Source organism: Candidatus Planktophila sulfonica, from assembly GCF_002288065.1.
GTDB lineage: Bacteria > Actinomycetota > Actinomycetes > Nanopelagicales > Nanopelagicaceae > Planktophila > Planktophila sulfonica.
Genome location: NZ_CP016773.1, coordinates 783,618 through 795,570 on the forward strand (window position 1 = coordinate 783,618; position 11,953 = coordinate 795,570).

Below are 11,953 nucleotides of genomic sequence, written 5' to 3' on the forward strand. Positions count from 1 at the left end.
ACGATGTCATTCTCAGTAACAATGCCAGCTCTCGGCGAGAGCGTAAGTGAAGGAACAGTTACACGTTGGCTCAAGAACGAAGGCGACATGGTCGCTGTCGACGAACCGCTCCTCGAAGTTTCAACCGATAAAGTCGATACAGAGATCCCTTCACCTGTTGCAGGAATTCTTTCTAAGATTGTTGTCGGCGTAGATCAGACTGTTGCAGTTGGCGCAGAGCTTGCAGTGATTTCATCAGATGCTTCTGCACCAGTATCTGCACCAGCAGCGCCAACTCCACCTCCAGTTGCTGTGTCCGAGCCAATAGCTCAGGTTCAGGTGGCACAGGTTCCAGATCAAGTTGTAACTCCAGAAGTTGTGTCCACTCCTGCTCCAGCAGGCGGAGGAACTGTCATCACAATGCCAGCACTTGGCGAATCTGTGAGCGAAGGAACTGTTACTCGTTGGCTTAAGAACGTTGGCGATTCAGTTGCAGTTGATGAAGCGCTCCTTGAAGTTTCTACAGATAAGGTCGATACAGAGATTCCTTCACCAGTTGCCGGAACACTTCTTGCAATCGATGTTGCAGTTGATACAACTGTTCCAGTCGGTGCACGTCTCGGACTTATCGGGGTAAGCGGATCCGCTCCAGCACCTGTGGCCGCAGCACCAACGCCTCCTCCAGCTCCTGTTGTGTCCGAGCCAATAGCCCCCGTTCAGGTGGCACAGGTTCCAGTTCAAGTTTCTACTCCAGTCGCTGTGCCTGTAACACAAGCGCCAGTTGCACAACCACAAGATGCTTATGTCACTCCAATCGTTCGCAAACTTGCAAATGATCTCGGAGTAAATCTCGCATCTGTTCGCGGCACAGGTATCGGCGGTCGTATTCGTAAGGAAGATGTCGAGGCGGCTGCTCCTAAGTCAGCAGCAGTTACATCTGCACCAGTTGCGGCAGCAGCACCATCTGCACCACGTCCTGCAGCTCCAGTTGCATCTCCACTTCGCGGAACAACTGTGACAATGTCACGACTTCGCAAGGTAATTGCAGCGCGCATGGTTGAGTCACTTCAAGTTTCAGCTCAGCTCACCACAGTGATTGAAGTAGATGTCACAAAGATTGCTCGACTTCGCGATCGCTCAAAGGCGACTTTCGAAGGTCGTGAAGGCGTCAAGCTCTCATTCCTTCCATTCTTTGCAGTTGCAGTATGCGAAGCGTTGAAGCAACACCCAGTTCTTAACTCCTCTGTCGAAGGCGATCAGATTATTTATCACGGTGCAGAACACCTTGGTATTGCAGTCGACACTGAACGCGGTCTCTTGGTTCCAGTGATTCACAATGCTGGCGACCTCAACATGGGTGGCGTTGCTCGTAAGATTGCAGATCTTGCAGCTCGCACACGCGATAACAAGGTAACTCCAGATGAACTCGGTGGCGGAACATTTACTCTCACCAACACAGGTTCACGTGGTGCGCTCTTTGACACCCCAATCATTAATCAGCCACAGGTTGCAATCCTCGGACTCGGCGCCGTTGTTAAGCGTCCAATGGTTGTTAAGGGTGAAGACGGTGGCGAGACAATTGCTATTCGTTCAATGGTTTATCTCGGACTTTCATACGATCACCGTGTCGTAGATGGTGCAGATGCAGCTCGTTTCTTGGTCACTCTCAAAGAGCGCCTTGAAGGTGGAGCATTCGAAGCTGACTTGGGTCTCTAACGCCAATGTCAGTTCCACAACGCATCGCAATTACGGGTGCATCAGGACTTATCGGAACCGCACTCGTTGGCCACCTCAAGAGTGAAGGCCACACAGTTCAGCGCTTTGTGCGTCGCCCTGTTGTTGCACCTGATGAAATTCAATGGGATCCAAAGACAGGTTATGTAGATATTGAAGCGCTCCGTGGAGTAGATGCAATCATCCACTTAGCTGGCGTCGGAGTTGGCGATAAGCGTTGGAGCAAGAAGTACAAATCTGAAATTCTTAACTCGCGCTTACTCGGCACAACCGCAATCGCGCACGCAGTTAATGAAGTGAAGCCACAAGTCTTTATCTCAGCTAGCGCTATCGGTTGGTATGGCGAATCAGGCAATCGCTCTGTCGTCGAATCTGATCGCGTCGGAGATGACTTCCTTGCTGCTGTTTGTCGCGAATGGGAAGGTGCCGCGGACCTCGTGACTGACGTTCGCACAGTAAAGATTCGTACCGGTCTTGTCCTTGACCCAACGGGTGGAGCGCTAGGAAAGATGCTTCCGCTCTTTCGTTTAGGCCTTGGTGGAAAACTTGGAAACGGTAAGCAGTGGTGGTCTTGGATTACTTTGCACGATGTTATTCGCGCAATTACCTTCCTCCTCGAAAATAAGGTTTCTGGTCCTGTAAATCTGACTTCACCAAATCCAGTTACTAATCAAGAGTTCACATCAGCTCTAGCTCGCGCGATGCATCGCCCCGCGCTCTTTCCAGCACCTGCAATTGCACTCAAAATCGCACTCGGTGGATTTTCTTCTGAGATTTTGGGAAGCAAGAGGGTCATGCCTCAAGCGCTGACTGATGCTGGATTTACTTGGGATTACCCACACATCACCAACGCTCTTACCGCTCTAATTCAGGAGTAACTCCTGCGCTGCTAAGCGCCCCGATAAGAGTGCACCATTCTGTGATGGCGCCGTTCTGTAATCTCCTGCGACAAAGAGATTTTCTGAAACCTTTGCCGATTGAATTCCTTGCTTACCAAGTCCGAATATAGGAAGAGATTTTGGAATCTCGTACTTAGCAATCAGCGCCCATTCAGATGTTGAAACTCCCCACATGATTGCAAGGTGGCGACGTACTTCAGATTCGGATGCAAACTCGATTGTTGTTGATGAAAGCAAAGTCTTTCGGATGGGCGCATACGATGGGACCATATTGGAAATCGCAATCGAGTTAATGACTGGCCCGCGGGATTGTCCATCGATCAATAGACGATTAGATAGCGTCATCTCTATAGGAACCTCGTGATACCACGTTGTACTCGAAGCGAGTTTTGGAACGTTTGGAATATCGAGCAGTTGTGCTGCAGTAGTTAAATCAGCTGCAACTATGACGGCATCTGCCTTTAGGCCATCAAGTGAATCAATCCGAGTGTTGAGATGAATTGAGCGAACCCGTTGTGCCAGTGCCTTTGGCAACTCCCCCGCACCATGTGCTGGCAAGCCGGGTTTCCCTGAAATAAATGAGCGAACAATCTCTTTGCCACTTACTGCATCAACGTTTGCCGGCGATGTCAGAAATACGCCCGATAAGAATGGTTTAAGTACGCGCTGATATAAATCACCGTATTGAGAAAGTTCATCTTCAACCGAACGCCCTTGCTTCGAAGTGCTGGTCAGATAACCAATAAATCGCAGCTTTGTAAAGATTGAACCTGTCGCAGAATTCAAGGCGGCAAAGGGATTCTCGCGAGGATCGCCTAGTGTGACAATCGCTTCATCAAGACAGACATCGACAGAACGAGATGCTTCAACAAAGTTTAATTCTCTAACGACATCAAGGCGCAGCAGCTCTGGGTAGCGCGAGTTAATGAGCTGGAATCCTCTATCGAGTCGGTACCCATCAATCAGATCCGTTGCGACTCGACCGCCTACGCGATCTGATGACTCGTAGACATCAACTTCGCAACCCGCATCCTGCAAAGTGATTGCTGCACTTAGACCAGCCAGGCCTGCGCCGATAACTGCAACCTTCTTATCGGACACTGATTTCACGCGCCTTATCGATAATTGTTGCGACTGCAAGAATTTGCTCGCGAGATACCGGCATTGAACCTTTACCCTCGAGAGCATCTCTTACTGCCAAATAGAAGTAACCGTAATTTCCAGGTACTGCTTGGATCTCTTCACGCTGATCACCGCGTTGAATGTAAGCCTTTGATGAGGTTGGTTCTTTCCAAATCCCACCTTCAGGGAAATTACCTGCTCGTAATAACGCTTCTTGTGGATCGAGGTCCTCAATCACAAGAGCGCCTTCAGTGCCTAGTACGCGTACTCGTGGACCTGTTGAACCTGAAATAGCGCTTACTGAACAATATGAATCAACGCCAGAATGATGACGAAGATTGAGAACAACATCATCTTCAGATTCGCCGCGAATCTTTCGAATGCTGGCATAAGTGAGATCGGCTGGCCCGAAGCAATCAAGGGCGGTAGAGAGTAAATGTGTTTGAAGATCGAGAAGTAGACCACCACCTTCATCAGGTGTGAGGTTCTCTCGCCATGCAGTCGGGTTGAGCTGAGGGCGGTAGCGCTCGAACCGCGAATCCATTCTGAAGACTTTTCCAATGAGACCGTTTGCCGCCACCTTCTTAATCGTGAGTGAATCACTATCCCATTGGCGGTTATAGAAAGCGGTAACCGGAACTCCTGATTTCTCACTCGCATCAAGAATGCGCAGAGTTTCGGTAACAGTGCGTCCCATGGGCTTCTCGACGACTATAGGGATTCCTGCGCTTATTGCAGCAAGTGCATGTTCGCAGTGCGCTGCATTGGCTGTTGCAATCACAACCAAGTCAAGATCTTGTGCAAGAAAGTCTGTGAGGTTTTCAGCAACCTTTACTAAGGGGAAATCTTCCTTGGCTTGTCGCGCACGCGTTGAATTGCCGGTTAGAACTGAGGCGACTTCAAATCCACACCCTTTGAGTAAAGGTGCGTGAAAAGATCGACCTGCAAGTCCGTAACCGGCAATACCAACGCGCATCAGTATTACTTGTTCTGCAACTTAGATGGCCACCAGATCTTTGGACCAATCTCGTGGACTAGCGCTGGAACCAAGATTGAACGAACGATGATGGTGTCGAGCAATACTCCAAAGGCCACCGCAAAACCAAGCTCTGCAAGTGGAACGAGTGGGAGTAGACCGAGCACAGCAAATGTTGCTGCAAGAACGATTCCAGCAGATGTAATAACTGCACCTGTCACTGTAAGTCCCTTGATGACGCCTGCTCGAGTACCAATCTTCATAGATTCTTCGCGAACGCGAGTCATCAAGAAGATGTTGTAGTCAATACCGAGAGCGACAAGGAAGATGAAGGCGAAGAGTGGGAAGGATGTATCTCCCCCGGCAAAACCAAATACATGGTTAAAGACGAGTGCACATACGCCCAGTGTTGCGAAGTATGAGAGTAGAACTGTGCCGAGCAATAGTGCTGCACTCAAAATGCTTCGAAGAAGTAGGCCAAGAATGAGAGTGATTGCAATAAGGATCAGGGGAATGATTGTCTTATTGTCACGATCATTTGCAGTTCGCACATCGAAGTAAACGGCGCTTGTGCCACCCACTAGTGATGTGGAATCTGCACCATGAGCCAAGCGGCGAATTTCGGGAATATCGTTTCCTGCTTCGACGCTATCAGGCGCCTTATCGAGGGTCACGTTAAGAATTGCTCTATTGCCGACGACCTTCACTGCAGGAAGTGGCTGTCCTGGAACAGGAATTCCATCGAGTTGTGGTGAAACATCCGTTACTCCTGGAGCGCTCTTAAGCGCTGCAGAGACCGCCCCAATCTTGTCGACGTTGACGACAACCTGCGTTGGGTCTCCTTCTCCACCAGGGAAGTGCTTGGTCAGTAGCTTCTGACCGACAACGGATTCAGGCTTTCCTGTAAAGGTATCAACTGTTCCGATTCCATCTGCCTTCAAAGTTGTTGAGGCAAATGCAAAGAGCAGAAGGACTGAACCTGAAATAACCCACGCCTTGCGCGGATTGCGATCGATTGCATTACCAACCTTTGACCAAGTTCCTGTCATGACATGGTCATCACCATCATTGCGAGGAATGCGTGGCCAGAAGATCCAACGACCAAAGAGAAGTAGGAGTGCAGGAAGCAAGGTAAGGATTGTGATCATCGCGCAGACAATGCCGATAGCGCCGACAGGGCCAAGTCCTGCAGTATTTGTCAGCTGACTGAACAAGAGAATGAGAAGTGAAATCGAGACTGTTGAACCGGAAGCAATGATTGGTTCCCAAACACCCTTATAGGCAGCCTTCATCGCATCGAATCGATCTTCATGATGGTGAAGTTCTTCTCGATAGCGTGCGATTAGTAGAAGTGCGTAATCAGTTGCGGCACCGATTACAAGAACCGAGAGAATTCCTTGCGACTGGCCATCAACATCGATGATGTCTCGCTTAGCCAAGAGGTAAACAATTCCACCTGCCATCGTGAGCGCAAAGAGCGCTGAAAGAAGTGGGATAAACCAGAGAACAGGTGAGCGATACACAACAATCAAAATAACTGCGACAACGGCTAATGTGGTGAGCAAAAGCGTCGAGTCAAGAGTTCCAAAAGCTCCGAATAAATCACCCAGAAGGCCAGCTGGTCCCGTGACATAGTGAGTAACACCATTGGCTTCAGCGAGAGGCTTAACATCTTCACGTAAGGCCTCAACGATTGCCGGAAGAACTGGTTCATCATTGGGCAATAAGAGTGAGATTGCATTTCCATCAAGTGGAACGTTGGCAAGAATTGCTTCGCCATCTTGTGACGGGAATGCAGAGATTGCCTGATCTGGTGCTAAGTAATCTGAAATCTTCGCACTTGTTCCTGCAAGTGTGAGTGAACCGACGCCAGCCATATGCGACTGAATATTTGCCAAGACTTCTGGCTTTACCGCGCCCTCAAAGAGAATAAGTGCTGGGAAGCTGAACGAATCGCCTGCAGAGAATTTCTGAATCTCATCAGATGCAAGCGTTGCTTCGGCGCCCTTCGGCAAGAAGGATGAATTGTTATTCTCCTGGACCGAGGTGAGCTTTCCAAAGAGTGGACCGAATACGCCTGTGAGAACGAACCAGACGATTACGACCAACATTGCAAGTGCAAATGGCTTACGAGATTTCTGAGCAGTAATTGTTGACACGATAGATCAGGCCTTTCGGGCTTGGAATGAGCGTAATTCGCGAGAGCGCTAGCCTACCTTTAGGCTGTACCTGTGCCCCTTGCAAGCGCTTCATCTGACTCACAAATTTCTCATGCTCCTTTGGCGATTCAGCGCGCAGGTCTTATTGAGTACGCAACGGCGCTCGAAACTCAACGACTTATTCATAAAGAAGTAGCCGAAGGCGTTCGCCCGAACACTCTTCTGCTTCTTGAACATCCTTCTGTCTACACGGCCGGAAAGAGAACGAGCGAATCCGAGAAACCCGTTGATGGAACCCCAGTGATAAACGTCGATCGCGGTGGAAAAATCACATGGCACGGTCCTGGCCAGCTCGTTGGCTACCCCATCGTTAAATTGGCAAAGCCCACCGAGCTCGTTGGTTTCGTTCGCGAAATTGAAGCTGGTCTAATCCGGGTATGCGGTGAGTTTGGCCTTGAAACCCAGAGAGTTGATGGCCGTTCAGGTGTCTGGATCTGCGATGAGAAGGGCGAGAGGAAGATTGCCGCCATCGGCATACGCGTAGCAACTGGCGTATCGATGCATGGCTTCGCTCTGAACGTGAATCCAGACCTGACTGAATTCAATAGAATTATCCCCTGCGGAATTGAAGATGCCTCGGTGACTTCGCTGCAGCAAGAACTTGGTCGCGACATCTCTATCGATGAAGTGGCTCCGGTTGTTGAGAAGTATCTCTACGAGACATTGGTAAAGGTGAGCGCATGACTATTGCACCCGAAGGTCGCAAACTTCTGCGCATCGAGGCTCGTAATACTGAGACTCCCATTGAACGTAAACCCGAGTGGATCAAGACCCGCGCCAATATGGGTCCTGAGTACACCCGTCTTCGTTCTCTCGTAAAGAGCGAAGGACTCCACACTGTCTGCCAAGAAGCAGCGTGTCCAAATATCTTTGAATGTTGGGAAGATAAGGAAGCCACTTTCCTTATCGGAGGCGAGCGTTGCACTCGTCGCTGCGATTTCTGCAATATTGATACTGGAAAACCAGATCCACTTGATCGCGATGAACCACGCCGTGTAGCTGAATCCGTTCAAGCTATGGGGTTGAAGTACGCAACTATTACTGGTGTTACGCGCGATGATCTTGAAGATGAAGGTGCGTGGTTATACGCCGAAACTATTCGCAAGGTGCATGAACTCAACCCTGGAACGGGCGTTGAAATGCTTGCTCCTGATTTCAGTGGCAACCCTGTCTATCTCAATGAAGTATTCGAAACTCGTCCAGAGGTATTTGCGCATAACTTGGAGACTGTTCCACGAATCTTCAAACGAATTCGCCCTGCCTTTACCTACGAGCGTTCACTCAATGTCATTACACAGGCTCGTGAATTTGGCCTGATTACAAAATCCAACCTCATCCTTGGACTCGGAGAAACTCGCGAGGAAATTTCACAGGCGCTCGTTGATCTACATGCAGCTGGCTGTGACCTCATCACCATTACTCAATACCTTCGCCCTACAAATAAGCACCATCCAGTCGAACGTTGGGTTAAGCCGGATGAGTTTGTCGAGCTGGCGAAAGAAGCCGAAGATATTGGATTTAGTGGCGTCATGAGCGGACCACTTGTACGAAGCTCTTACCGAGCAGGTCGCCTTTATAAGCAAGCGCAAGAAAAGCGAAGCTTGCGTGGCTGATCTCGTCTATCCCCCAGTAATCGTTGCCATCAAAGCTTTCTGGCGTTACTTGGGACTGCAATTTGATTTTCAAGGTGAAGAGAACATTCCGCGTGATGGTGGATCAATTCTGGCAATCAATCACATTGGCTATTTAGATTTCGCACTCACTGGAACAGCTGCGCTTCCAGCTGGTCGCTATGTTCGTTTTATGGCAAAGAAGGAAATCTTCGATAACAAATTAGCTGGACCACTCATGCGTGGAATGCACCACATCTGCGTTGATCGCTCAAATGGTTCCGCTTCCTTCGTTACGGCGCTTCGCGCTCTTCGTGCAGGTGAAATCATTGGAATCTTTCCTGAAGGAACAATCTCCGTAAGTTTTGAAATCAAGGAACTTAAATCTGGAGCTGTTCGTTTAGCTATGGGCGCCGGCGTTCCAGTAATTCCCACAATTGTCTGGGGCTCTCAGCGAATCTGGACCAAGAAGGTTAAGCGCGATCTACGCCGTAAAAATGTGCCCATAACAGTGGCTTTCGGAGAACCTCTCTACTTTGATAAGAAATCTGATGTCGAGGCTGGCGAGAAGCTTCTGCGCGAAACAATGCTTGCGATGCTCCATGAAGTGCAGGAAAAGTATCCAGATTCACATGAAGGACAGCGCTGGGCGCCTGCGCGCCTTGGTGGTACAGCCCCTGCTCCCCTAAACTAACGCGCATGTTTAAGAAGAAAAATAAAGAAGCAAAGATCAAGACTCCTCGTTTTCAGACATTTCGTGATGCCTATAACGTCACCAAAGCTGTAAAACCGTGGATTGGCATCGCCCTCATTGCAATCTTCTTGGTTGTACTTGTAGTCGGCATCTCACTTGGCTTTATCTTTGATCATCCTATTTATGGTGGATTCGTAACGATCCCACTTGCAGCACTTGCTGCCATGTTCTTCTTTACTCGCATTGCAGGCTCTGCTGCTTACTCTTCTATTGAAGGGCAGATCGGCGCAGGCGCTAGCGTTCTTATGGCTATTCGCAAGGGATGGACAACAACTCCGGCTGTTGCAGTAAATCGCCAACAAGATATGGTCCACCGCAGCGTTGGACGTGCCGGAATTGTGCTTACCGGTGAAGGCGGATTTGCAGTTCGCCAGATGATTCAAGATGAGAAGCGAAAGTCTGAGCGATTCGCTCCCGGAGTTCCAATCATCGAAGTTTACGTAGGCGATGGAGATGGACAAGTTCCTATCCGCAAATTACAGAAGCACCTTGCCAAGCTTCCAAAGAAATTATCTGCACATCAGATGCGTGAAGTACGTGCGCGTCTGAAGGCTGTTGGTGGAATGTCTCTTCCTATTCCAAAGGGACCAATGCCAAAGGGAACAAAGATTCGCTAATTACCTTCTTGAAACTAAGACGGTATTTGAAAAACGCTCGTTAATTCCGCGACCATTCTCATCGAATGTGATTGCAGTGATGAGCGGTAGCAGGAGCGCAGTTCGAATCAAGGACTGAATCGGCGTGACCGCCCCACCATCTGAAAAACGGACCACCTTGAGACCGACTAAGCGATGGCCAAATGACGATCCCCCAAGAGCGACGAAAATCGAGTACTCAGCGAAGAGCAGTATGAGAACCGGGATTCGGGCCTGCGGCACGCGATCGGTGAAGGCGCCGCCGCCGGCAAAGAAACCAAGAGCGATGGCGTAGCAAGCCAGCCAATCTAGAGATATGCCGAGTAGTCGTCGGCCCTGGCTTACGCGTGGAAACATGCGCGAAGCCTATCCCCAGGCGCCGGCGTCCGCGATGTGAGCCATCCGACGATGATGTAACACAGATGTAACACCAAAATTATGACATTTTTACTCGGGCAAACTAGCCTTCACTCCATCAGCGGTACTCAATGATGAGGCAGCTGGGCGATAAACAGCCTCAATTGGAGTCCACACTATGTTTAAGAATTCTTCAGAGATTTTTGCATACATCAAGAAGGAAGATGTAAAGCTCGTTGACGTTCGCTTTACAGATCTTCCAGGAATTCAGCACCACTTCAACGTTCCAGTTGAATCATTCGACGAAGCAGTCTTCACAGATGGTCTTATGTTCGACGGTTCATCAATTCGCGGTTTCCAGTCAATCCACGAATCAGATATGAAGTTGCTTCCAGTTCCAGAATCAGCATTTATTGATCCATTCCGTCTTGAAAAGACTTTGGTCATCATCTTCTCTGTTCACAACCCTTCAGATGACACTCCTTACTCACGCGACCCACGTGGCGTAGTGAAGAAGGCAGTTGATTTCTTGAAGTCAACAGGTATTGCAGATCAGGCGTTCTTCGCTCCTGAAGCTGAGTTCTACGTCTTCGATGCAATTCGCTTTAAGACCGGAATCAACGAGGCATACCACCACATCGATTCATACGAAGGTTCATGGAATACAGGAATCGTTGCAGATCCAGATGGCACACCAAACCGTGGTTATCGCACACGCGTTAAGGGTGGCTACTTCCCTGTTTCCCCAACAGATCAGTTCGCTGATCTTCGTGACGAAATGGTTATGGAACTCGGTCGCGCAGGTCTTCAAGTTGAGCGTTCACACCACGAAGTTGGAACTGCTGGACAGATGGAGATCAACTACCGCTTCACAGACATTCTTACTGCAGGCGACGAATTGATGAAGTTTAAGTACATCATCCGTAACGTTGCATGGGAAGGTGGAAAGACCGCAACATTTATGCCAAAGCCACTCTTCGGAGATAACGGCTCAGGTATGCACGTTCACCAATCACTCTGGAAAGATGGCAAGCCACTCTTCTTCGAAGCTGGCACATATGGCGATCTCTCAGATATGGCACGTTGGTACATCGGTGGTCTCTTGAAGCATGCTCCATCACTTCTTGCATTCACCAACCCAACAGTGAACTCATACCGCCGCTTGGTTCCAGGTTATGAAGCGCCAGTAAACCTCGTTTACTCAGCTCGTAACCGTTCTGCATGTATCCGTATTCCAATTACTGGTTCATCACCAAAGGCAAAGCGCGTTGAATTCCGTTGCCCAGATCCATCATCAAACCCATACCTCGCATTTGCAGCAATGCTCATGGCTGGTATCGATGGAATCGTAAATAAGATCGAACCACCTGCTCCAGTTGATAAGGATCTCTACGAACTCGAAGGTGCAGAAGCTGCAGCTATTCCACAGGTTCCAGGATCACTCGATGCAGTTCTCGATTCACTCGAGAAGGATCACGAATTCCTTACTAAGGGTGGAGTCTTCACTGAAGACCTCATCGCTACATGGATCGAATGGAAGCGTAAGAACGAAGTTGATTACGTGCGTCTACGTCCGCATCCAGCTGAATTCGAGCTTTACTACGACATCTAAAAATACTTACCCAAAGAACCCCGTCAGAAATGGCGGGGTTCTTTCATTTTCAAACG

The 11,953-nt window shown here is 49.2% G+C and carries 11 protein-coding genes; 7 read left to right on the plus strand and 4 right to left on the minus strand.

What is annotated here, in order from left to right; all coding sequences use genetic code 11:
- Nucleotides 1-3 precede the first annotated feature (3 nt).
- Together sucB and A1sIA56_RS03920 are read left to right on the plus strand one after the other, a co-directional pair.
- Nucleotides 4-1,695 carry a 2-oxoglutarate dehydrogenase, E2 component, dihydrolipoamide succinyltransferase gene (gene sucB, locus A1sIA56_RS03915; protein ID WP_095673642.1) on the plus strand — a complete coding sequence of 564 codons (1,692 nt, stop codon included), beginning with the start codon at nucleotides 4-6 and terminating at the stop codon, nucleotides 1,693-1,695.
- A 5-nt stretch (nucleotides 1,696-1,700) separates the two neighbouring features.
- Nucleotides 1,701-2,591, plus strand: a complete 891-nt coding sequence (locus tag A1sIA56_RS03920) for a TIGR01777 family oxidoreductase (protein ID WP_095673643.1) — start codon at nucleotides 1,701-1,703, stop codon at nucleotides 2,589-2,591.
- On the opposite strand, the gene A1sIA56_RS03925 is transcribed toward A1sIA56_RS03920, so the two are convergent.
- Genes A1sIA56_RS03925 through A1sIA56_RS03935 form a run of 3 tightly spaced genes read right to left on the minus strand, consistent with a single transcriptional unit; the run spans nucleotide 2,577 to nucleotide 6,821 of the window.
- The gene (locus A1sIA56_RS03925; protein ID WP_269466844.1) at nucleotides 2,577-3,722 is read right to left on the minus strand and encodes an NAD(P)/FAD-dependent oxidoreductase; all 1,146 of its coding nucleotides are present in this window, start codon (nucleotides 3,720-3,722) and stop codon (nucleotides 2,577-2,579) included. The genes A1sIA56_RS03920 and A1sIA56_RS03925 overlap by 15 nt on opposite strands.
- Entirely contained in the window at nucleotides 3,703-4,710 is a 1,008-nt protein-coding gene (locus tag A1sIA56_RS03930) for a Gfo/Idh/MocA family protein (RefSeq protein WP_095673645.1), read from the minus strand. Before A1sIA56_RS03930 ends, A1sIA56_RS03925 begins: the two co-directional genes overlap by 20 nt.
- A gap of 5 nt (nucleotides 4,711-4,715) precedes the next feature.
- Nucleotides 4,716-6,821, minus strand: a complete 2,106-nt coding sequence (locus A1sIA56_RS03935; protein WP_095674179.1) for an MMPL family transporter — start codon at nucleotides 6,819-6,821, stop codon at nucleotides 4,716-4,718.
- A 120-nt stretch (nucleotides 6,822-6,941) separates the two neighbouring features.
- On the opposite strand from A1sIA56_RS03935, the gene lipB reads away from it, so the two are divergent.
- From lipB to A1sIA56_RS03955, 4 genes are read left to right on the plus strand one after another with little or no spacing between them, the layout of a single operon-like run.
- Entirely contained in the window at nucleotides 6,942-7,613 is a 672-nt protein-coding gene (lipB, locus tag A1sIA56_RS03940) for a lipoyl(octanoyl) transferase LipB (protein WP_095673646.1), read from the plus strand.
- On the plus strand, nucleotides 7,610-8,542 hold the full coding sequence (gene lipA, locus A1sIA56_RS03945; RefSeq protein WP_095673647.1) for a lipoyl synthase: 933 nt from the start codon (nucleotides 7,610-7,612) through the stop codon (nucleotides 8,540-8,542). The genes lipB and lipA overlap by 4 nt, the downstream gene beginning before the upstream one ends.
- On the plus strand, nucleotides 8,535-9,233 hold the full coding sequence (locus tag A1sIA56_RS03950; protein ID WP_095673648.1) for a lysophospholipid acyltransferase family protein: 699 nt from the start codon (nucleotides 8,535-8,537) through the stop codon (nucleotides 9,231-9,233). The genes lipA and A1sIA56_RS03950 overlap by 8 nt, the downstream gene beginning before the upstream one ends.
- A 5-nt stretch (nucleotides 9,234-9,238) precedes the next feature.
- Nucleotides 9,239-9,910 (plus strand): DUF4191 domain-containing protein, encoded by a 672-nt coding sequence (locus A1sIA56_RS03955; RefSeq protein ID WP_095673649.1) that lies wholly within the window; start codon nucleotides 9,239-9,241, stop codon nucleotides 9,908-9,910.
- Here A1sIA56_RS03955 and A1sIA56_RS03960 read toward each other — a convergent pair whose 3' ends face one another.
- Nucleotides 9,911-10,285 carry an RDD family protein gene (locus tag A1sIA56_RS03960; RefSeq protein WP_095673650.1) on the minus strand — a complete coding sequence of 125 codons (375 nt, stop codon included), beginning with the start codon at nucleotides 10,283-10,285 and terminating at the stop codon, nucleotides 9,911-9,913.
- A gap of 178 nt (nucleotides 10,286-10,463) precedes the next feature.
- Between A1sIA56_RS03960 and glnA the strand changes: the two genes are divergently transcribed.
- Nucleotides 10,464-11,897 carry a type I glutamate--ammonia ligase gene (gene glnA / locus A1sIA56_RS03965; RefSeq protein ID WP_095673651.1) on the plus strand — a complete coding sequence of 478 codons (1,434 nt, stop codon included), beginning with the start codon at nucleotides 10,464-10,466 and terminating at the stop codon, nucleotides 11,895-11,897.
- Nucleotides 11,898-11,953: the final 56 nt, after the last annotated feature.

Coding starts and splice junctions, on each gene's coding strand:
- sucB (WP_095673642.1), top strand. CDS start 4: ATGTCATTCTCAGTAACAATGCCAGCTCTCGGCGAGAGCGTAAGTGAA.
- A1sIA56_RS03920 (WP_095673643.1), top strand. CDS start 1,701: ATGTCAGTTCCACAACGCATCGCAATTACGGGTGCATCAGGACTTATC.
- A1sIA56_RS03930 (WP_095673645.1), bottom strand. CDS start 4,710: ATGCGCGTTGGTATTGCCGGTTACGGACTTGCAGGTCGATCTTTTCAC.
- A1sIA56_RS03935 (WP_095674179.1), bottom strand. CDS start 6,821: ATGTTGGTCGTAATCGTCTGGTTCGTTCTCACAGGCGTATTCGGTCCA.
- lipA (WP_095673647.1), top strand. CDS start 7,610: ATGACTATTGCACCCGAAGGTCGCAAACTTCTGCGCATCGAGGCTCGT.
- A1sIA56_RS03955 (WP_095673649.1), top strand. CDS start 9,239: ATGTTTAAGAAGAAAAATAAAGAAGCAAAGATCAAGACTCCTCGTTTT.
- A1sIA56_RS03960 (WP_095673650.1), bottom strand. CDS start 10,285: ATGTTTCCACGCGTAAGCCAGGGCCGACGACTACTCGGCATATCTCTA.
- glnA (WP_095673651.1), top strand. CDS start 10,464: ATGTTTAAGAATTCTTCAGAGATTTTTGCATACATCAAGAAGGAAGAT.